Source organism: Shewanella sp. MSW (genome assembly GCF_007636515.1).
Classification (GTDB): Bacteria; Pseudomonadota; Gammaproteobacteria; order Enterobacterales; family Shewanellaceae; genus Shewanella; species Shewanella indica.
On record NZ_LVDR01000003.1, the window covers coordinates 210,292 to 229,792 of the forward strand.

General features: G+C 52.5%; 20 protein-coding genes. 9 read left to right on the forward strand and 11 right to left on the reverse strand.

Features of this window, described 5'->3' with window-relative positions:
* The first annotated feature begins 81 nt into the window (after window positions 1–81).
* Window positions 82–387 (forward strand): hypothetical protein, encoded by a 306-nt coding sequence (locus AYI96_RS04190; protein WP_039034450.1) that lies wholly within the window; start codon window positions 82–84, stop codon window positions 385–387.
* Window positions 388–393: 6 nt separating this feature from the next.
* Here the strand turns inward: AYI96_RS04190 and AYI96_RS04195 are convergent, their stop codons facing one another.
* Window positions 394–903, reverse strand: a complete 510-nt coding sequence (locus AYI96_RS04195) for a DUF4240 domain-containing protein (protein ID WP_039034449.1) — start codon at window positions 901–903, stop codon at window positions 394–396.
* Window positions 904–1,022: 119 nt separating this feature from the next.
* Here AYI96_RS04195 and AYI96_RS04200 point away from each other — a divergent pair, with 119 nt between their 5' ends.
* The 3 genes from AYI96_RS04200 to AYI96_RS04210 all read left to right on the forward strand — a co-directional run bounded on the left by AYI96_RS04200 (window position 1,023) and on the right by AYI96_RS04210 (window position 2,823).
* On the forward strand, window positions 1,023–1,418 hold the full coding sequence (locus tag AYI96_RS04200) for a hypothetical protein (protein WP_039034448.1): 396 nt from the start codon (window positions 1,023–1,025) through the stop codon (window positions 1,416–1,418).
* 173 nt (window positions 1,419–1,591) lie between these two features.
* Window positions 1,592–1,864, forward strand: coding sequence for an HU family DNA-binding protein (locus AYI96_RS04205; RefSeq protein ID WP_039034447.1), 273 nt, complete (start codon window positions 1,592–1,594; stop codon window positions 1,862–1,864).
* 266 nt (window positions 1,865–2,130) lie between these two features.
* Window positions 2,131–2,823, forward strand: a complete 693-nt coding sequence (locus AYI96_RS04210) for a TorF family putative porin (RefSeq protein ID WP_071239134.1) — start codon at window positions 2,131–2,133, stop codon at window positions 2,821–2,823.
* A 41-nt stretch (window positions 2,824–2,864) separates the two neighbouring features.
* Here the strand turns inward: AYI96_RS04210 and rimK are convergent, their stop codons facing one another.
* From rimK to AYI96_RS04230, 4 genes are all read right to left on the reverse strand, one after another.
* On the reverse strand, window positions 2,865–3,770 hold the full coding sequence (gene rimK / locus AYI96_RS04215) for a 30S ribosomal protein S6--L-glutamate ligase (RefSeq protein WP_039034445.1): 906 nt from the start codon (window positions 3,768–3,770) through the stop codon (window positions 2,865–2,867).
* A gap of 84 nt (window positions 3,771–3,854) precedes the next feature.
* Entirely contained in the window at window positions 3,855–5,582 is a 1,728-nt protein-coding gene (locus AYI96_RS04220) for a putative bifunctional diguanylate cyclase/phosphodiesterase (RefSeq protein ID WP_039034502.1), read from the reverse strand.
* A gap of 12 nt (window positions 5,583–5,594) precedes the next feature.
* Complete coding sequence (locus AYI96_RS04225) at window positions 5,595–6,026, reverse strand: response regulator (RefSeq protein WP_039034444.1); 432 nt, start codon at window positions 6,024–6,026, stop codon at window positions 5,595–5,597.
* Window positions 6,023–8,155: a CHASE domain-containing protein gene (locus AYI96_RS04230; RefSeq protein WP_405130425.1), complete on the reverse strand. Its 2,133-nt coding sequence runs from the start codon at window positions 8,153–8,155 to the stop codon at window positions 6,023–6,025. The genes AYI96_RS04225 and AYI96_RS04230 overlap by 4 nt, the downstream gene beginning before the upstream one ends.
* 304 nt (window positions 8,156–8,459) lie before the next feature.
* On the opposite strand from AYI96_RS04230, the gene AYI96_RS04235 reads away from it, so the two are divergent.
* On the forward strand, window positions 8,460–8,642 hold the full coding sequence (locus AYI96_RS04235; RefSeq protein ID WP_039034443.1) for a PA3496 family putative envelope integrity protein: 183 nt from the start codon (window positions 8,460–8,462) through the stop codon (window positions 8,640–8,642).
* A gap of 35 nt (window positions 8,643–8,677) precedes the next feature.
* Here AYI96_RS04235 and AYI96_RS04240 read toward each other — a convergent pair whose 3' ends face one another.
* Window positions 8,678–9,643 (reverse strand): PDC sensor domain-containing protein, encoded by a 966-nt coding sequence (locus AYI96_RS04240; RefSeq protein ID WP_071239136.1) that lies wholly within the window; start codon window positions 9,641–9,643, stop codon window positions 8,678–8,680.
* Between the two features lie 222 nt (window positions 9,644–9,865).
* Here AYI96_RS04240 and AYI96_RS04245 point away from each other — a divergent pair, with 222 nt between their 5' ends.
* Window positions 9,866–11,218 carry a flavohemoglobin expression-modulating QEGLA motif protein gene (locus AYI96_RS04245; protein ID WP_144361053.1) on the forward strand — a complete coding sequence of 451 codons (1,353 nt, stop codon included), beginning with the start codon at window positions 9,866–9,868 and terminating at the stop codon, window positions 11,216–11,218.
* A 51-nt stretch (window positions 11,219–11,269) separates the two neighbouring features.
* On the opposite strand, the gene AYI96_RS04250 is transcribed toward AYI96_RS04245, so the two are convergent.
* Window positions 11,270–12,637: an alanine/glycine:cation symporter family protein gene (locus tag AYI96_RS04250; RefSeq protein ID WP_039034440.1), complete on the reverse strand. Its 1,368-nt coding sequence runs from the start codon at window positions 12,635–12,637 to the stop codon at window positions 11,270–11,272.
* Between the two features lie 114 nt (window positions 12,638–12,751).
* Window positions 12,752–13,714, reverse strand: a complete 963-nt coding sequence (locus tag AYI96_RS04255) for a LysR family transcriptional regulator (RefSeq protein WP_071476855.1) — start codon at window positions 13,712–13,714, stop codon at window positions 12,752–12,754.
* 92 nt (window positions 13,715–13,806) lie between these two features.
* Here AYI96_RS04255 and AYI96_RS04260 point away from each other — a divergent pair, with 92 nt between their 5' ends.
* Entirely contained in the window at window positions 13,807–14,748 is a 942-nt protein-coding gene (locus AYI96_RS04260; protein WP_101095651.1) for a sodium-dependent bicarbonate transport family permease, read from the forward strand.
* Here the strand turns inward: AYI96_RS04260 and AYI96_RS04265 are convergent.
* Entirely contained in the window at window positions 14,736–15,308 is a 573-nt protein-coding gene (locus AYI96_RS04265) for an SRPBCC family protein (RefSeq protein ID WP_071476856.1), read from the reverse strand. The genes AYI96_RS04260 and AYI96_RS04265 overlap by 13 nt on opposite strands.
* Before the next feature lie 239 nt (window positions 15,309–15,547).
* Here AYI96_RS04265 and AYI96_RS04270 point away from each other — a divergent pair, with 239 nt between their 5' ends.
* Together AYI96_RS04270 and AYI96_RS04275 are read left to right on the forward strand one after the other, a co-directional pair.
* On the forward strand, window positions 15,548–15,949 hold the full coding sequence (locus tag AYI96_RS04270; RefSeq protein WP_039034437.1) for a hypothetical protein: 402 nt from the start codon (window positions 15,548–15,550) through the stop codon (window positions 15,947–15,949).
* A gap of 62 nt (window positions 15,950–16,011) precedes the next feature.
* Window positions 16,012–16,251, forward strand: coding sequence for a hypothetical protein (locus AYI96_RS04275; RefSeq protein WP_039034436.1), 240 nt, complete (start codon window positions 16,012–16,014; stop codon window positions 16,249–16,251).
* Window positions 16,252–16,372: 121 nt separating this feature from the next.
* Here AYI96_RS04275 and AYI96_RS04280 read toward each other — a convergent pair whose 3' ends face one another.
* Window positions 16,373–17,827, reverse strand: a complete 1,455-nt coding sequence (locus tag AYI96_RS04280; protein ID WP_144361054.1) for an MBL fold metallo-hydrolase RNA specificity domain-containing protein — start codon at window positions 17,825–17,827, stop codon at window positions 16,373–16,375.
* A 426-nt stretch (window positions 17,828–18,253) separates the two neighbouring features.
* A complete protein-coding gene (arsJ, locus tag AYI96_RS04285; RefSeq protein ID WP_144361055.1) occupies window positions 18,254–19,495 on the reverse strand; it encodes an organoarsenical effux MFS transporter ArsJ in 1,242 nt (413 codons plus the stop codon).
* Window positions 19,496–19,501: the final 6 nt, after the last annotated feature.

Below are 19,501 nucleotides of genomic sequence, written 5' to 3' on the forward strand. Positions count from 1 at the left end.
AACTTTCAAACAATGCGGCTTGAGTCAGCCCCGCTGAAGTAATCTAATAGACCGAAAAACCGAGCCATTACAGGAGCACCAGTGAAACTCTCACCGCCTTTGCTAATTACCTTGGGACTCTTTACCGCTCTGGGAATTGTTCTCATTGCCATCAATCAGGATGCTAAACCCAAGGGGCCGGAAACCTGGAGTGCCTTCATTTATACCCATGGTTTCGATTCGGGGCGTTATCTCAAAGAGGACGATTTTGGCGACTATGCCAGCTGTAAAGCGTTCGCCATCGAGAAGTCCCAGGCCGCAGAAGGGGCTCCTTGGGAGTGCGGCAGCTACTGCCGCTTTGACTCCCGCCGCCAGGGCTTTCAGTGCGAGCAGATGCGTAACGACTAAGTCTGCTTAGAAGGGGAAACGGGCGCTGAGCTTGGGGTACTGTTTACGCAGTGCCTTGGGCTGGTCGTTGAAACGCTTGCCCTTGGGCTGACTCAGCCCCGAAGGCACAAACGGTAACTCTTTGCCGGTACGGGTCTCGTATAGCTGGCCGGCCAGCAGATCTATCTCCTCAACAAAAGGATAGGCGTAACCATTCAATTGCGGCCAAACTTCCAGCTCTCCCAGCGAATCCGCTGCATTGCAGGCCGCCTGATAACGCTCCTTTCCCAGAGTCACCAGGAAGTTCCGGAACTCGGCGAAACCATAATCTGAATCAACTCCGGCAATAATGTAAGCTGCGCCCCAAAGATCCCAGCTGTAACTCAACCTGAGCAGCCTGGCAAAGTGCTTATCAAACTCTGCCAGCTCATCATCGCCCAGGCTTTGCAGTTTTTCGGTCAAACGCGCCTGGAGTTCCTGTTGTTCCTGATCGGGATAGTCGCGGCTGACCAGCTCCCAGAACTGCTCTTCTGTCATTGAGTGTTATCCTGCCAAAAATGTCGGCGCTCATTTTACCGGAAAATGCGATTAAAATCCGGCTGGACTCACCCCAGGGCTTTCCATAGACTTAGGCCCATTTCTCACAGGAGTCATTTATGTCCATTTCAAGACCAATACCATTGGTACTGCTTTGCATCCTCTATCTGGTACTGGCCGGGGTAGCACTGTGGCGCACCATCAGCACAGGTGCAGTAGATCTGTTTACCTTGGGAGTCATCCCAGTATTGGTAGGCATAATGTTACGTACAAGTTGGTCGCTGTGGGCACTGCGTATCTATCTCTTTATCCAGACTCTGGGACTACTGGCATTGGCCGCTACTGCATTGATGGCACTGCAGATAACGCCTGAAGATGTCAAACTTGAGCTGGCTGGACGCAATATCCCCTTGCTGCCGCTGGCGGCTGTGTTGTTGGCCTTGCTGGCATTCCAGTATTGGGTAGCTTTTTCCACCAACACAAAACGCTTCTTGCAACAGGAAAAATCTGACTAGATCGCACTGAATTTAAGGAAATCAGCGACCGGCTCACAATTTTGTATAATTTTGGTTAAAAAATAGCGAATAAAGCCCAAGAAGCCCGCTGAAAGGCCTTTTCAAGCCAAAAACCTTATGGCATGTTAGATGGGCAATAATAATTCAATCGACGGAAAGAAGAGACGCTCCAGATGAACAAAACTGAACTAATCGCAAAAATGGCAGAACATGCAAACCTGTCCAAGGCAGAAGCTGCCCGCGCCCTCAAGTCGTTCGAAGTAGCAGTGACTGATGCCATGAAAGAAGGATCTAAAATCTCCATCGTAGGCTTTGGTTCTTTCGAAACCTCAACCCGCGCGGCCCGCACAGGTCGTAATCCGCAAACCGGCAAAGAGATCCAGATCCCTGCAGCCACTATTCCCAAGTTTAAAGCCGGTAAGGCACTGCGTGACAGCGTCAACTAAACTGCTTTTCACGGATGAAAGCGCCTCATATTGAGGCGTTTTTTTATTGTCTGTAGTTCCCAACATTCCACTGCACAAAAAAAGGGCAAAACGCCCTAACTAAAGGCAACAATCTGTTAACTGAGTTTCAGAATAAAAGCTAACTTTCTGTATTTCATATTCATTTAAACTTGGCACAAGATTCGCTCATCCCACAAAGACAATAACGAGTGTCTGCGCCGGTCAAGCTTGCCCGGTTCCGGAACCCAACCATCGAGGGGATGAGAATGAAACACACCAAGTTTTCAATGTCAGTTATTGCAGGTCTGTTGTTGCTGGCCGGCGAAGTCCAGGCGACTGTATCAGGGAATATCGGCGTCGCCTCCAACTATCTGTGGCGCGGGGTTACCCAAACAAATGACTCTGTCGCCGTTCAAGGCGGTATAGACTACAGCCACGACTCTGGCTTTTACCTGGGCACCTGGGCCTCTAATGTCGACTTTGGTGATGACACCAGTTACGAGCTCGATTTTTACGGCGGTTACTCCGGCAGCATAGGCGAAGACTTTGGCTATGACATCGGCTATCTCTACTATGGTTATCCTGATGCCAAGGGTGATATCGACTTTGGCGAACTGGCGTTGACCCTCAGTTGGAAGTGGTTTGAGCTGGGTTATGCCAAGGTGGTCAATGCCGGTGATGATGTAGCCAAAGCGCCGCTGGATAACAAGGATTTGAGCTATATCCACGCGGGTTTCAGCTATCCCATCACGGAAACCGTGACGCTGACGGCACACTATGGTTATTCAGACGGCGATGTGGTGCAGAGCTGGTTCCAGGTTTCCAACTACGCCGACTACCATTTGGCCATCAGCAAGGACACAGGCATAGGCTCTGTCTCCTTTATGGTAGCCGATACGGATCTGCCGGACGACGATGCCAAGATAGTGCTCAGCTATGTCTATGAGTTCGAATTCTAAGGAAGGTGCGAACTCCTATATGGGGAAAGCCCGAGGCGCAATTAGGCGATGACAGTTCGATTGTGTTTACGGGCAGCAACCATTTTTTCGATATGCTCCACTATCGGCTCTGCCACCTTGATGCCTGTAGTCAGTTCTATGCCTTCAATACCCGGAGCCGAATTGACTTCAAGCACCAAAGCGCCGCGCTCAGAGCGAAGAATATCCACCCCGGCCACAGCCAGCCCCATCGCCTTGACTGCATCTATGGCGCTCTTGCGCTCCTGGGGGGTAATCTTGATTTTCTCGGCGCTGCCACCCAAATGCAGATTGGAGCGAAAATCTCCTTCCGGCCCCTGGCGTTTCATGGCCGCAACCACCTTGTCGCCCACCACGAAGCAGCGGATATCACTGCCGTTGGCTTCTTTGATATATTCCTGTACCAGAATGTTGGCCTTAAGCCCCAGAAAGGCTTCAATAACGCTCTCGGCGGCCTTCTTGGTTTCGGCCAGCACCACGCCTATTCCTTGGGTGCCTTCCAAAAGTTTAATCACCAGCGGCGCACCACCCACCATGGCGATAAGATCCGGAATATCGTCCGGCTTGCTGGCAAAGCCGGTGACCGGCATACCTACCCCTTTGCGAGAGAGCAACTGCAGTGCCCGCAGCTTATCCCTTGAGCGGGCAATGGAGATAGAATCATTGGCGGCGTACACCCCCATCATCTCGAACTGGCGCACCAGGGCACAGCCATAAAAAGTCACACTGGCATGGATCCTCGGGATAATGGCATCAAAACCGCTGAGTTCTTCACCTTCAAGATGAATACTGGGTTGCACCGAGTTGATGTTCATATAACAGTTGAGTGGATTGATCACCAAGGCCTGATGACCGCGTCCCTCACAGGCTTCCACCAGCCTGCGGGTAGAATAAAGCTCGGGAAATTGAGAGAGGATACCGATTTTCATGTTTGGAAGACCCGGTAAAGAGAGTTATGGCCCAGCAAAAAGAGCAGGCATCTTTGACCATACTTTGCCAATAGGCAAGCAAAATCAAACATTCCCCTCGGCCAGCAAAGGTAAAATATGCTGCACTTCAAAATCCGTGGGCCGAATCGGCCGACAGTAAAGATATCCCTGCAGCAGATTGCAGCCTCGTTCACGACAAAACTGCGCCTGCGCCTCTGTCTCTATACCCTCAGCCACAGACACCACGTTAAAACCGTTGGCAAAATTAATCAAGGCAGACAACAGACGTTTACCACGTTCATCCTGCTCGACCGAAGCCACAAAACTCTTGTCGATTTTAAGTACATTGATAGGAAAATATTTGATGTGCTCGAGAGATGAAAAGCCGGTGCCAAAGTCATCCAAAGACAACACTACCCCCAAGGCAGCAATCCGCTCCAACACCTTGGCCAGCTCCAGCGGTTCTTCAATCAGGGCATTTTCGGTGAGTTCCAGCTCCAGTTGCGACGCCGGCAACCCGGTTTGCTGCAATACCCTGACTATGGTCTGATACAGGGTTTCGCGAATAATCTGCGACGGTGACAGGTTTACCGCCACTGATAACCGCTTGCCTACAGGAGCCAACATCGTCAGCCACTCAACGGTTTGCGCGCATGCCTGTACCAACACCCACTCACCTATCTCATCCACCAGGCCTATCTCTTCTGCTATAGGCAGAAAACTGTCAGGCGACAGCAGACCATCCTCAGGATGTTGCCAGCGCAGCAGCGCCTCCACTCCCAAAAGCTCGCCGGAAATTGCATCGAATTTCCCCTGATAAAAGACCCTGAATTCATCCCGCTCCAGCGCAGTTCTCAGCCCCATTTCGATACGGTTACGAAACCTCACCTCCCTGGCCAACTCTTCAGAATAAAACTGGATCTGATTGCGGCCAATTTTTTTGGCGCGATACATGGCTATATCGGCACACTTGAGCAGCTCAGAACTATCACAGACAGAATCACTGTACACTGCAATGCCAATGCTGGCGCCGATCAGCACCTCATGCTCTCCAAGCGGGAAAGGCTCTTCAAAGGCCTGCTGTAGCCTATTGGCCACCGCCATCGGAAAGTAACGATTCTCGGACTCTGTCACCAACACCACAAATTCATCGCCGCCTAGACGGGCAATCAGATCTCCTTCCCTGAGCGCCGCGCTTAGACGGTTGGCCACTTCCACCAATAGGATATCCCCCACCTGGTGCCCTAAGGTGTCGTTGATACCTTTGAAATCATCCAGATCCAAGAGGATCACCGCCAGCATGTCCTGATGGCGCTTGACCTGACTCAAGGTACGATTGAGGCAGAGTTCAAAACCGTAGCGATTGACCAGCTTGGTCAGGGAATCATGTTCAGCCAGCTCTTTGAGCTTCTCGTGGCTTTGGCGCAGTGCCAACGCCATCGAGGCCCGCTGTTTGGCATTGCGGATTGCACGGGTCAAGCGGCTGGTATTCACTTCATCCTTGAGCAGAAAATCCTGCGCCCCAAGTTCGATACAGCGCTGTGCCAGCTTATCGTCTTCATAACGGGAAATCATCACTACCGCGGTCTGCTCTCCGGCAGATTCATTGAGACGGCTCAATACTTCCAGACCATTAGCATCGGGCAACATATAGTCGAGCAGTATGCCATCGAAATGTTGTTGGCAGGCGAACTCCAAGCCACTCTGGGCACAGTTGGCCTCCATCACCTTGAACGCCAGTGACGATTGTTCCAGGGCGCGGATGATAGCGGCTCTGTCTATCTCATCATCATCGATCAACAGCAGATTCATGCTTTCCATCCCTCAGGCTTCCGGCAATTCGACAATACGCCAATAACTTTCCAGCATATTGAAAATATTATAAAAACCATCACTTATTTCATGCTTGACCATATAACCTGCCACATGATGCTTATAAGCCTCGACCTTGTCTTCATCGGCACTTGAAGTAGTCAGCACAAAAACCACAGAGAGAGACAGCACGGGGTCGTTGCGGATATGGCCGAGAAACTCCAAGCCATTCATCCTTGGCATATTGAGATCCAACAAGATCAGATAGGGGTGGTGCACCCGGCCATCATTCAGCATCTCCAAGGCCTCCAAACCATCTTTGGCTCTGACCAAGGGATTCAGTAGCCTAAGCTGCCGCATTGCTCGTTGTACCGCCATGTAATCGACATCATCGTCGTCAACCAACAGAATAGTGACTTCCTTATATCCAGCAGTTTGGCTCATGACTCCTCCTTGAAGTGGACCGGCCAAGTGAAATAAAAGCTGCAACCGCGCCCTTCCGATTTCACCCAGATCTTGCCGCCCATGTTTTCCACCGACTTTTTCACCAAAGAGAGCCCCAGACCACTGCCTTCAACTTCATCTCTTGGTTTAAGTGTTTGGAATATGGCGAAAATTTTATGATGAAACTTGACCGCTATCCCAGGGCCGTCATCCATAACACAAAAACAATAGTAGTCTCCCTGACGCTCGCTGCTGACGCTGAGTACCCCCTCTTCTTTATCGTGATGTTTGATGGCGTTGCTGAATAGGTTTCTAAATACCAACTCCAGCGGCACCCTGGCCGTGGTCAGCACAGGCATTTCAGACAAGATAACCAGCTTGAACCCAGTTGGCGGAGCCACCAGGCTGAAGGTATCCTGCAGCAACTGTTTGCTGTCCACCTCTGTCAACTCGGTATCCACTCTGCCTATGCGCGAGAAGGTCAACAAGCCATCCAGCAGCCGAACCATTCGCTGGACCCGGCTCTTGATCAGTCGCAAATACTTTTGTACCTGTTCGCTGCTGTTGTCACTGAGATCTTCTGCTAGCCACTCGGATAACTGCTCTATGCCCCGCAGCGGCGATTTGAGGTCGTGAGAAGCTATGTAGGCAAAACTGTCCAGCTCACGGTTTATTTTCTCCAGCGCTTCCGTGTGGCGGGCTTTTTCCGCTTCAATCCGTTTGCGATCCGAGACATCATTGATAGTGGCCAGAATCGACTGGCCATTAGTAAAATGAATTGGGGTCAACCCCACTTCAACCGCCACCAGAGAGCCATCTTTGGCGCGGCCAAACAGGTCATCACGCTGGGACATATTCTTGGCAATCGGCTGCTGCAGGTAGCCCCCCATGTGTTGATTGTGCGACTTATGCAGGCTCTCCGGCAGCAGTATATTCACGCTGCGGCCCAGCAGCTCATCCCGGGCATAACCGAACAGTTGCTCTGTATGGGCATTCACCAGAGTGATGAGTCCATGACCGTCGACCATGATCAGCGCCGACGGCGAGGCCTCGATAACCAAGCGGAAGCGCTTTTCATTGGCCAGGATCTCATTGGCCAGCAAGCCTTCCTGATACCTGGCCCTGGCGTTACTGAGCAGAAAATAGAGCAACACCATGATAAATAGCACGCCTATGCCCAACATCAGCTTGCTTTGCAGCTTCTCGGTTTCGGTGACAAAACTCTTGTCGGCACCGATTTGCAGCAACCATTGATGACCGCCGACCTTGAGTGGCAGTACTTGGTTATAGGTTTTGGTAACCTGGCCTTCCTCCTCAGTGCTGTACAGCAGCGAAGTGTCAGAGGGGGTGTCGCCATCGAAGATCTCTAGATTCAGACTGGGAAACTTGTCGGCCAAAATGCCTTGCATCAGGTTGTTCATTCGAAAGGCAGCATAAACCACACCTTTAGCGGCCTTGGGGCCGACAGAGGTGTCATCATAAAGTGCTAAGTACATCAAGAAGCCGGCCTGAATATCCTGCTGAGTTTCCTGTACCAGGGTAATTTTGCCGGATATTGCCGCCTCCCCGGTGTTGATGGCTCTGTCTATCGCTTCTCGGCGAGTCGGTTCGGAATACATGTCATAACCAAATGCCCGCCGATTACGCCAATCGAAGGGTTCCAGATAGATAATGGCCTGGTAGGCATCACGCTTACCGACTGGGTACACCCGGTATTCTTCAAAACCTTCAGCGCGGATAGCTGCCTCATGAGCAGTCAACTGCTCCGGGGGTACAATAACGCTATAGCCTATTCCCTGGATCCCGGGATAAAAACTCTCCATCTTGGCGTTGGTCACATATTCGTGCCACTCCTCACGGGTCACACCATCGGATGCCATAAACAGGCCCACGCCACCCCGCAGTACCTGCTCATAGGTCAACAGACGATCTCTTATGGCATCTTTGACCAACATGGCCTGATACTCAAAGCGCTCACGTCCACGCTGCTCCGCATATTGATTAAACAGATACCAACCCAGGCAAGTAAAAAGGAGTGCAACCAGGATAATCACCCAAACCGAGGCCGGAGTGGAAAAGCCGAAGCGTTTTACAGAGGTGGATGATGCGGTGAGACGATCGTCCGGGATCATAAACAGCCGAGTCCTTAGCCAATTAAGCGAATGCCATGGGGTTAATTCTGGTCGGGTTCATGAAAAAAACAAGTCAAAAACAGCACAAAATCCCCAAGATTTAGGTTCTTGGAAAATATCGTCAAAATGTTGTCTCGATCTCACATTCAACAGAAGCTCAATGCTAGATTTCAGTTTAACCAAAACTAATATTGACTAGAGGGACGGACAGAATCATTTGCTTTGTTAGACAAAAATTTTTGCTTTTCAGCCAATGCTTTTTTGGCTAGAAAATCCTTGGATAAACCATGAGGAATTCGTGATGGCCCATATTGTTGAACTCGTGCCCAACGATGCTGAAATTGAAGCGATGACCACCCCAAAAAACCGCCAGGCCGAGAAGGCGCTGCAACACAAACGCCAGATAAAACGCCGTTTGGAGGATTATCTGGAACGCCTGGAACTCAGACGAGCCATGGGGCTCGATGATGACGATATGTTTTAGCCTTCAGAAATAGGAGGATGTCAGCAACATCCTCCTTATCCTTGCCGCCCCCGCAAAGACTGGGTTTGGATAAGCAGGGCTTCGGCCTTGGCACCCAACCAGACGTATAGCCCCAAGGCCACCAACAAGCCAACCACCGCCAACATCATCAAAATCGCTCCCTGAATATACTCCACCTGTCCGAGTGATGCCTTGAACATGGTCAGCAAGGCCTCGATGGAGATGGCGATCAATATGGTGGAAACAAAGCGGGTAATGGTGCGCCGGGTGGAACTGTGGCGGAAGATGTCTTTGTGCATCAACACTTCTTCTTCCAGTATGGTCTTACCGAGATCGAATATCGCCAACGCCAGGGTGATATAGATGATGATCCCAAACGGCTTGAGCGAATCATGAGCCAACTGCGGCCCCTGCGCCAATAAATGCCAGATATCCCTGGCCGAAATCAACACCAATACCCCGACTATGATGAATAGCCCTGTCACCAGAGTGAGATAAACCGCCTTGAACAGCGGCGTCACCTTGCGTCTTAAACTGTCGCCCATCATAAACTCAATCAGCCGGGTCAGGTTGATATCTACCACCACAAAGCCACGACTGGCATCCAAACGGCTCACGCCCAGGGACGCCGATAAACATAACTGCCCGGACGCATTGGAAAGATAAGGCGAAGTTATCTGTACCCCACTCTTGTCGCTGGTATTGAGAAAATAGGGGCGCTGGCTGCGATCCGGATGTTCCCCCACCGCCAGCAGTTTGATCTTTTGCTGGATAAGGGCCAGGTTCGGACTCACCTGCTGGCCATTTTCATCCAGCAAATACATCAATTCCACAAAGGGATAACAGGCCGACACTTCAGAAAACACCTTAATGGCCCGCCCTGTGTCATCAAAGAGCTGAGCATCGGCCATTCCGGTCAAAATCGACTGCAATAGTTCATCGATTAGCGGCTGATACTCATGAAAACGTTCAATCACACTCAAGTAACTCATATTTGCCATAAGGGCTCCTGAAAGTTCGCCTATACAACCTCAAATAAGCAGCTTGAGTGCCAATATTACAACATGATGAATATCAATTAATTAGCTTAAATTATGTACGCCGACTATGCTCAATAACCAAGCAACTGCACCAAGATCTGGCAAGGATAAATTCTGTTGCCAGACAGCGCGTTATCCAAGATGATAGCCGCCAATAACCTGTGTCTTCCGAGGAGACCATTGATGCCAGACACAAGTACCTATAAAGAGGATCTGCGGCGCCTCTCGGACGAGCTTATCCGGTTGCAGAAACCGATAAAAATCCTCGATGCCATCAAATGGCCGAGGGAGGTGGAAGCCCGATTTCTCGAGAATAACGGTAAACAATTACCCGCCATAGACGCCGAGTTTTACCAGCGTCTGCCACTGCCTTTTGACCCGGATAAGACTCGCCAAGAGTTAACCGAACTGCGTTTGCAGACCCGCAAGCGTCTGGGAAGATACGACAAGCTTGGCAAGATATTGGTGGCTAATATCGAGCAGTATCTTCAGGTTATCGACATGCTGCAACATAGAGGTAAGGCCGAATTCGGTGAGTTCAGCCGTCGCCTCTACGGTAGCGCCAACCATAAGCTCCACGGCGACAGACACAACCTCAGACAGCTCGGCGATCGTTTGAGTTACATCTTCTCGCTGCCGGCAGCGCTGCGCAGCAATCGCCATCACCCCAAAGAAATCGCCGCGCCGGAGGCGGTGGACATACTCGGCCGCCGCCTGAAAGATTATTTCCACAGCGACGATATTCGGGTACGCCTCAGTGACGGCATAGTCTCGGATGCCGCCGTGGGTGGCGATACGGTCAAACTCAACAGCAAGGCGCTATTCAGCCAATCGGATCTCGATGTTTATGAGGTACATGAGGGCTGGGTACATGTGGGCACAACCCTCAATGGCCGGGCTCAACCCTGGGCCACCTGGCTCAGTGTCGGCTCCCCCAGGGTAGCCGCAGCCCAGGAAGGGTTGGCGGTATTGATGGAAACCATCACCCTGAGCTCCAACCCAGGGCGGGCAAGACGCATCAGCGACAGGATCACTGCGGTCGACATGGCCGAGCAAGGTGCTGACTTCATAGAAGTATTCAACTATTTCTGCGGCCAGAATCTCAGTAAACGAGACAGTTACCGGGTGACTCAGCGGGTATTTCGCGGTGGTATGGTGCAAGGTGGCAGTTACTTCACCAAGGATATCTCCTATGTGCGCGGCTATGTGGAAAACATTAACTTTATCCGCTCCGCCATCACAGCCGGGATCCCGGAGATCATCCCCATGTTGTTTGTCGGTAAGCTGGCCATTGAAGATATCCCTGTACTTTATCAGGCTCATAGGGAGGGGCTTATTGCCGCCCCCAAGTATCTGCCGCCCATGTTCGATAACTTCAGTGGCCTCTATGCCTGGTTTGGTTTCGCCTCCGGGATGGCCGGGATAGACCTCAAAGGCGTTCAGCGGCACTTCAGTCATCTATTCAAGCAGTTACCCAATGCCGAACCCATGTTTGAACTGCAGGAAGACACTGAGTTTGACAGCAACGCCGACTGATAAAGAAACAGGGCAACTCGAGTTGCCCTGTTTTGGGTTCTAAACCAATCACTATTTTTGCAACTCGGCCTGACGCTGCTTGATGAAATATTCCCGAGTCAGCGCGAAAACCACTGGACTGAGTAGCGCCAGGGCTATCAGGTTGGGGATAGCCATCATGGCATTGAGGGTATCGGCCACCAGCCAGATAAAGTCCAAAGACGCAACAGCCCCTACCGGCACCATCAGAGTCCAGACCAGGCGAAACGGCACTATGGCGCGAATGCCGAACAGATACTGAACGCACTTTTCACTGTAAAAACTCCAGCCGAGAATAGTGGTAAAGGCGAAAATTGCCAAAGCCACCGCCACTATGTAATGCCCTATGGGCAAGGCATGGCTGAAAGCATAGGAGGTCAAGGCTGCGCCGGTTTCCCCCGAGGTCCAGGCGCCGGAAACGATAATCGCCAAACCTGTGATGGAGCAGACCACTATGGTATCAATAAAGGTACCCAGCATGGCTACCAGACCTTGAGCCACTGGGTTATTGGTCTGGGCTGCCGCATGGGCAATAGGTGCACTGCCAAGACCGGCCTCATTGGAAAATACCCCTCGGGCGACCCCGAAACGTATAGCAGCCCAAACTGCCGCCCCGGCGAAGCCACCCTGGGCCGCCACTGGGCTAAAGGCGCTCTCGAATACCAACTCCAGTGCCGCCGGGATCTGATCGAAATAGACCACAATCACAGCCAAGCCTGCTGTGATATAAAACACAGTCATCAAGGGCACCAACTTACCGGCCACATCGGCAATCCGTTTGATACCGCCCATCAGGACTGCACCCACCAGGATCATCATGACCAGGCCAGTTGCCCAGGCTGGAACACCAAAGTTGCTGTCCAAGGCGTCAGCCACCGAATTGGCCTGTACTGTATTGCCGATACCAAAACCGGCAAAGCCACCAAATAAAGCAAATAGCGTTCCCAACCAGGCCCATTTCTGGCCGAGGCCATTCTTGATGTAGTACATGGGGCCACCTATGTGGTTGCCGCTGTCATCGACCTCGCGATACTTGACCGCCAACACGGCTTCTGAAAACTTGGTAGCCATCCCCACCAGCGCGGTGCACCACATCCAAAACAATGCCCCCGGGCCGCCAAGAAAAATTGCCGTCGCCACTCCGGCGATATTCCCTGTGCCTATGGTGGCCGACAGTGACGTCATCAGCGCATTGAAGGGGCTGATCTCCCCTTTCATATTGGTGTCTTTATCCGGGATCCGCCCGGACCAGAGTAAACGGAAGCCTCTCCCCAGCTTGAGAAGTTGCATAAAGCGCAAACCTATGGACAGAAACAGTCCTACCCCCAGGATCATCACCAGCATGGGCACACCCCAAACCAGGCTGTTAAGCTGGCTAACCCACTCCATTATCGTTTCCATTCCAACCTCGTGTAGTTATTGTTATCGCTGCAGTGTCCACCTGTTATGGCAAAACAGCATAAGGAATACCCAGGTTACAACGAAATATTAACAATTGAAAACCCGAGGTCAAACTCAGTCGGCGCTCAACCCCAGGTTGGCCGGCAGCTGGGCTATATCACCGGCCACCCATTCAGCCTCTATACACTGCTGCAGATGCTCAGCCATAAAGTGCACCAATTGCCGCGCCGCATAAGGCATGCGCCTGTCTTTACGACTCACCAGATACCAGTTGCTCTCCAACGGGAAGCCCTTCACGTTCAGAATAGCCGGGCGCTCACGCCCTTCCTCCAGGGTATGGGCCGAAATAACAGATAACCCCAGCCCAGAAGCGACCCCCAGACGAATGGCTTCATTACTCTCGATCTGCATACAGTCGCCCAGTTCCATCCCCTGACCACTGAGCCAGGACTCAAACATTAACCGAGTAGCCGAACCAGGCTCACGGATGAGAAAGCGCTCGCGACTGAGCTGCTCAAACTTGAGTTCACTCTGCCCGGCGGCCCAATGGTTTCTGGGGGCAATCAACTGCAGAGGGTTACGGATGATCCGCGCCGATTGCACAGTATCGCCCCTGGGGGGATGGCTGAAGAGATAAAGATCATCTTCCAGATGCTCAAAGCGATTCAGTACATGGGCACGGTTGCCTATGTTCAGTGTGACTCGGACGCCGGGGAAATGGCGATAGAAGGCGCCGAGGATCCGCGGCACCACATACTTAGCCGTGGTCACCAGGCCGATATTGATGTGGCCGCTCTGCCCTTCCCGCACCTTGGCCAGCATACCGTTGAAGTCTTCCAAACGAGTCATCACATCCACGGCGGCACGATACAGCTCCTGGCCTACCTGGGTCGGTCGCAGTCCTCCCGGGCCGTTTTCCAGTAATGGCTCCCCCACCAGCTCGGCCAATTTTTTCAATTGCAGCGATACGGTCGGCTGAGTCAGATAAAGGTGTCTGGCAGCGGCTGAAATATTCTGCCGCCGGACCACTTCGATATACACCTGCAACAAGCGCAGGCTGAGATGACGAAGATCCATAGATAATTATCTATATATATGTAGTGAATAATTTATTTTCCAATATAGCGCCGGGCGAGCACAATCTCCAGCCGTCTAACAAGGAGAACCCCATGCCTGATGTTGTTATTGCCTTTTTCGGCCTAGGCCTGTTGGCCGGTCTGCTCAAATCAGATCTCAGAGTCCCCGAATCCACCTACGAAACCCTTTCCATTCTGTTAATGCTGACCCTGGGCCTAAAGGGTGGCATGGCACTGCACGGCCACACAGATCAGCTGTCCTTTACCGAGCTGGGGTTGGTGATAGGCCTGGGACTGGCTATCCCGCTGGCGCTGTATCCCATATTGAAAAAAGTGGTTCGCCTATCCCAGAGCGATGCCATCAGTATTGCCGCCCACTACGGTTCGGTCAGTGCCGGGACCTTTGCCGTTGTCTACGCCATGACGGAGCAGCTGGGCTGGCCACTCAAACCCGAAACCACTCTCTATCTGGTACTGCTGGAGCTGCCATCCATCATAGTCATGTTGTGGCTCTATCGACGCCTGAACCGGAATAAAACGGGAGGCAGTGGCAATATTCTGCTGGAAGCGCTTACCAGTCGTGGGGTGATATTGTTGGGGGGCGGCGTGCTTATCGGATGGGGCTACGGCGCTGAGGGCTTGGCCTCTTTGAGCCCTGTGCTAATGCAGGGATTCAAGACCTTGCTGGCGCTGTTCCTGCTGGAGATGGGCTTATGTACCGCCAGGGTGTGTGCTCCGCTGCCCTTGAGTCACTGGCGCCTGTTGGTATTTGCCGCCGTTACGCCTTTTGTCCTTGCCTGGGTGGGCATCATTACAGGTCACGCCTTGGGGCTGCCCGCCGGTTCGGCACTGGTACTGGCCGGCCTCTGCGCCAGCGCCTCTTATATTGCGGCACCGGCAGCGATCCGCGCGGCCATTCCATCGGCCAATATCGGCGTGGCCATGTTGGCCTCGCTGGGGGTTACTTTCCCGATTAACCTGCTGATAGGGCTTAATCTTTACCGTCAATGGGTCGCCTGGATTTACGGGCTCTGAATTTGTTCTTGTGGCGCGGGTGCAGACTCGAGTAACAGCTTAAGATTACTGAGCCCGCGCAATAGATCCGTGGCGATCATGGTTTCAAAATCGACAAACAGAAACATCAGATTCATCGGATAATCCAGATGCCCCTTAAAGCCCCAACTGAGGTTGGTTCTATTACCTTCATAGGGCTCAAATAACATGTAGGCGGGTTCAGTGGCCTCGAAGGGAGTCAGGAATCTGAGCTCATAATCTATGCGTTTGTTAGTTTCCATGGCAACTATCTCTTGCTCACCTTGACCCACCTCTGGGTTATCACTCTCCCAAGCTGAGACAAAGCCAACAGTGCCGTCAACGCCGCGATAACTGCGCTTCATCGCCGGATCCATCTTAGCCCAGACGCTGAAATTATCTTGATTCTTCAGATACTTAACATAGTCATAGACCTCGGCCACCGGACGATTTATCACCACATTGGTGGTCACCTGATAGTCGCTTTTGACAAACAGAGCGGCAATCAGCGGCACAGCCACTATCAGTGCCAGCAGGATAAACAGTGTCTTAATAAAACGCATAAGGATTCTCCAAACAAGTTTTCTTCCGACAACAATTACTTGTCTGAGTATATCCTGCAAACAGCTTAAAAAGTAACCAATCTGTTAAATATTGAAAAAAGTGGTTTTACCGCTATTAGAGCTAGCAAATCTTGGCAGAGAAGCGAGCCAGGCCACAAATCATCCACTGGTGGTTTGTTGTAAAAATGTTTTTAGGTTACAGTCACCTGTAAACATGGACGTCTAACCAAAGGACTGTAATGGGACTGATCCTGGCGCCACTGCTTATTATCTGGCTGGCAATATTGACTGTGGCGGGTTACCAGGCCACTTTATACTTCAAAGAAACTTTCAGCCTCAGCGGCCTATTGGCATTTTCCAGTGTCAGTTTGCTCTGCGGAGCCCTCTATTTCCTGCTCCATTTCCGGCGCTATCAGGACGCTGAAACCTTAAATGTTTTCGAGATCAGTCTGGAACTCTTATTCAACCCCATCAGCGGGGGCATTTGCGTATTGGCACTGCTACTGATCTGGCTGGTGCCCATGGGGGTTTGCAAGCCTCTACTGCTGGCACTGGTGCTTGGCCTGGCTATCGCCACCCTGGCAGGGGTCGCTTATGAAGAGACCTTTATGACAAAACAAGGGATTCAACGCACTTACTGAAGAGGATATAGTGCAAGCTAAGATTTTCGGCCAATAAGGCCACAGCAATCCAAGGAGAGAGAATGATCCAACTCAGCAATAAAGAAACCGGCGCCTTTATCGGCCATATCTCCGAACAACAGCTGCAGTTTCTGATCGACAACCTGGTAGAAGAGCATGATGCCGACCAGGACTACTGGCTGAACCGCACTCAACTAGAAACCTTTAAAGCCATAGAGGCCGATGCTGAACTCATCAATCTATTGGAAGCCGCAATGGGCGAAGCCGATGAGCTGGAGATCCTCTGGCAGCGCCAAGGCTAAAGCCAAGTTTGCGCCAACAATAAAAACGCTCCTTTATTAAGGGGCGTTTTTATTTTTTGTTAATGGCAAAGATAAAATAACCCTGTTTAATTCCCTGAAGCTGTTAAGCCTGACAACACACTTAGCCCACAACCCAGCTCAGCTCGGGTAAACGGCTGAGATCCAGCTTGTCGCCTTCGGTCGCTATGGCCGAGGCCTGAGGTCTGGGTTTGGGCTGCACACCGTCGGCATGTTCCAGCACACTCAGGAGCTGCCGCTGGGCATCCGGCTCACCGTGAACCAGAATGAGTGGCGGCGCCCCTTCAAACTCACGGTACCAGCGCAGCAATTCGGCCTGATCCGCATGGGCCGACAACCCGCCGACTGTGTGAATTCTGGCGGCGACATTCACCGAATTGCCGTTGATGGTGAGCTCACTGGCACCATCGACCAACAGCCGCCCCGGGGTTCCCAGTGCCTGAAAACCACAGATGATAATGTCGCACTCGGGCCGCCACAGGTTGTGTTCCAGATGACAGCGGATACGACCGCCGTTACACATGCCGCTGCCGGCAATAATAATAAGCCCCTGATGTACGTCGTTGAGTTCCATCGACTCTTCGGTACTTTGAATAAACTCTATCCCAGACAGCAGCGGGTGCTGCCCGGGGTGCTGATGCACGAAGCGCTTGAAGTCCTCGTCCATCAAGGGATAGTTATTGATATACACCTTGGTGGCCTCTATCGCCATGGGGCTGTCGAGGCAGATTTTCCAGCGTGACAGATCCCATTCCCCGGCATAGAGGTGAAACAGATACAAAAGCTCCTGCGCCCGGCCAACCGAGAAAGCAGGGATCAGGATATTGCCGCGGCTCTCACTGATGGCTGTCGCGAAGATCCCCTTGAGTTCTTCCTGGGTCGCCTCCCAACTACGGTGTAACCTGTCGCCATAGGTGCTTTCCATCAACACCAGATCGGCCTGTTGGATCAGCGTAGGATCTTTGAGGATCGGCATACCGGCGCGGCCGAGATCGCCACTGAACACCAGTTTTTTCTGGGTGTTGCCATCATTGATCCACAGCTCCAGTAGCGCCGACCCCAGAATATGGCCGGCATCACTCAAACACAGGGTCACACCGGGAATGGGATCCAGCTTGGTGCCATAGTCCAGTGGAATAAAACGGGTCAGTGCCAGTTCGACATCTTCTTCGGTGAACAGTGGCTCTATCGGTTCGAGATCTTGCCTGGCGCGTTTGCGGTTCTGCCGCTCGGCATCACGCTGCTGCAGCATGGCCGCGTCCTTGAGCATGATGGCGCACAGATCCATGGTGGCTTTATGGGTGTAGATAGGGCCGCTAAAACCCTGCTTCACCAGCAGGGGCAGCCGCCCAGAATGGTCGATATGGGCGTGGCTCAACACCACTGCAGTCAGGGATTCAGGAGCAAAGGGAAAGGCTTCATGGTTACGCAGTTCATCCTGCCGCCCTCCCTGAATAAGACCACAATCCAACAACAAACTTGCATCGTTGACCCGCAACAGATGGCAGGAACCTGTGACTTCCTGGGTGGCACCCCAAAACTGCAAGCTCATGGACATAACACTTCCCTCTTTGAAACGATTCGGCCAATGATGCTACGGATAATCTTCCCAACGCTATTAAGCCAGGATCTCGGGAAAACTCTGCCGCACCTTCCTAAGGAAGGTGCGAATAAGTCCTCGTGGCACTCTGGCTTGCACAGCAATTGGCGTTCAAGGCATCTGACTGAAGGCATGCCGGGGCCTGTCGAAGTCGGATAACGCAGAGAGCCGGTTGCTGTGAAAGCCCCGAAGGGCGTTGCTTACAAACCTGTCTGCTATGTTGTGCTTCTTGTAAAGGACTAGCCATTTGCTGCGAACCACGCCTTGCATACAGGCCTGTAAGCCAACGCAGAGCACGCATGGGACTTGTTCGCACCTTCCCTAAGCCTATGCCCTTATGGGAAAAAGTGACACTCCCTTATAGTCTAATTTTGCAATGGATCATTACGCCTCATGCTCTTGGGGCAGACCGCGGGAGATAATCAGAGTCAGCAGTAACATGGCGCTGGAAACCCAGAGGCAAGCCTCCAGCCCCCACCACTGAAACAGCGCACCGGAAAGCACTGTGCCCAGCAAGCGCCCGGCGGCGTTAGCCATATAGTAGAACCCCACATCCAGGGATACCCCATCCTCGCGGGCATAACTGACAATCAGAAAACTGTGCAGCGAAGAGTTCACCGCAAACAAGGCGCCGAACAGCAACAGGCCGCCGATCAGCCAGACGTACGAGTATTGGCTGTCAAACCCAAGGGCGATAAGCGCTGGCACCAGAGCGAGCAAGCCGCACCATAAGAGCGCCGCTGCCCGTCCCGGCAAGGCCGAGCCTTTATGCTTGCCAACTGTCTTGCCGTCGGCCCTGGCGGTCAGCCTGGGCGCCAGGGCCTGCACCAAGCCGTAGGCGATAATCCAGCCGGCCAGAAAGCCCCCCACCTGCCAGTGATCCCAGCCAAATTGGCTGGCCAGATACACAGGCAAGGCCACCACAAACCACACATCCCTGGCGGCAAACAGAAACAGCCTGGCCGCAGAGAGAATGTTCACCGCCCGGCTCTTGGAAAACAGCTCACTGAACTTGGGCTTATTCTTGGCCTGGCCCAGTTCCGCCTTGAGAAACAGCAGCGAGCTCAGCCACACCAAGGTCAAAACAGCGGCCATGGCGGCAATGGCACCGGCAAATCCCAGCAGGCTAAGCAGCGCACCGCCGAGGAAGAAACCTATTCCTTTGAGGGCGTTCTTGGAACCGGTCAACAGCGCCACATAGCGATACAGGGTCTGTCCCGCTTGGGCCGCATCCTTGGGTACCAGAGTCTTGATAGCACTCTTGGCACTCATCTTGTTGAGATCTTTGGCAATCCCCGACAGTGCCTGGGCCGCCATCACCCAGGGAATGGTCAGCCAGGCCTGAGGCACCAACAGCATGGCCAGCGCCACTATCTGCAGCCCAAGGCCGATATTCATGGTGCGGTTGAGCCCCAAACGGGCGCCGAGCCAGCCGCCCAACAGATTGGTGACCACACCGAAAAACTCATAGAAGAGAAACAGCATGGCAATGGCCAGCGCACCGTAACCCAACTGATAGAAATAGAGCACCACCAGCATGCGTAGCGCGCCATCTGTCAGAGTAAAAGCCCAGTAGTTGCCGGTGATCAACAGATATTGGCGCAGCGCCGGACTCATTTCAGCCATGGTGTT

Coding starts and splice junctions, on each gene's coding strand:
- AYI96_RS04195 (WP_039034449.1), bottom strand. CDS start 903: ATGACAGAAGAGCAGTTCTGGGAGCTGGTCAGCCGCGACTATCCCGAT.
- AYI96_RS04200 (WP_039034448.1), top strand. CDS start 1,023: ATGTCCATTTCAAGACCAATACCATTGGTACTGCTTTGCATCCTCTAT.
- AYI96_RS04205 (WP_039034447.1), top strand. CDS start 1,592: ATGAACAAAACTGAACTAATCGCAAAAATGGCAGAACATGCAAACCTG.
- AYI96_RS04210 (WP_071239134.1), top strand. CDS start 2,131: ATGAAACACACCAAGTTTTCAATGTCAGTTATTGCAGGTCTGTTGTTG.
- rimK (WP_039034445.1), bottom strand. CDS start 3,770: ATGAAAATCGGTATCCTCTCTCAATTTCCCGAGCTTTATTCTACCCGC.
- AYI96_RS04220 (WP_039034502.1), bottom strand. CDS start 5,582: ATGAATCTGCTGTTGATCGATGATGATGAGATAGACAGAGCCGCTATC.
- AYI96_RS04225 (WP_039034444.1), bottom strand. CDS start 6,026: ATGAGCCAAACTGCTGGATATAAGGAAGTCACTATTCTGTTGGTTGAC.
- AYI96_RS04235 (WP_039034443.1), top strand. CDS start 8,460: ATGGCCCATATTGTTGAACTCGTGCCCAACGATGCTGAAATTGAAGCG.
- AYI96_RS04240 (WP_071239136.1), bottom strand. CDS start 9,643: ATGGCAAATATGAGTTACTTGAGTGTGATTGAACGTTTTCATGAGTAT.
- AYI96_RS04245 (WP_144361053.1), top strand. CDS start 9,866: ATGCCAGACACAAGTACCTATAAAGAGGATCTGCGGCGCCTCTCGGAC.
- AYI96_RS04250 (WP_039034440.1), bottom strand. CDS start 12,637: ATGGAAACGATAATGGAGTGGGTTAGCCAGCTTAACAGCCTGGTTTGG.
- AYI96_RS04255 (WP_071476855.1), bottom strand. CDS start 13,714: ATGGATCTTCGTCATCTCAGCCTGCGCTTGTTGCAGGTGTATATCGAA.
- AYI96_RS04260 (WP_101095651.1), top strand. CDS start 13,807: ATGCCTGATGTTGTTATTGCCTTTTTCGGCCTAGGCCTGTTGGCCGGT.
- AYI96_RS04265 (WP_071476856.1), bottom strand. CDS start 15,308: ATGCGTTTTATTAAGACACTGTTTATCCTGCTGGCACTGATAGTGGCT.
- AYI96_RS04270 (WP_039034437.1), top strand. CDS start 15,548: ATGGGACTGATCCTGGCGCCACTGCTTATTATCTGGCTGGCAATATTG.
- AYI96_RS04275 (WP_039034436.1), top strand. CDS start 16,012: ATGATCCAACTCAGCAATAAAGAAACCGGCGCCTTTATCGGCCATATC.
- AYI96_RS04280 (WP_144361054.1), bottom strand. CDS start 17,827: ATGTCCATGAGCTTGCAGTTTTGGGGTGCCACCCAGGAAGTCACAGGT.
- arsJ (WP_144361055.1), bottom strand. CDS start 19,495: ATGGCTGAAATGAGTCCGGCGCTGCGCCAATATCTGTTGATCACCGGC.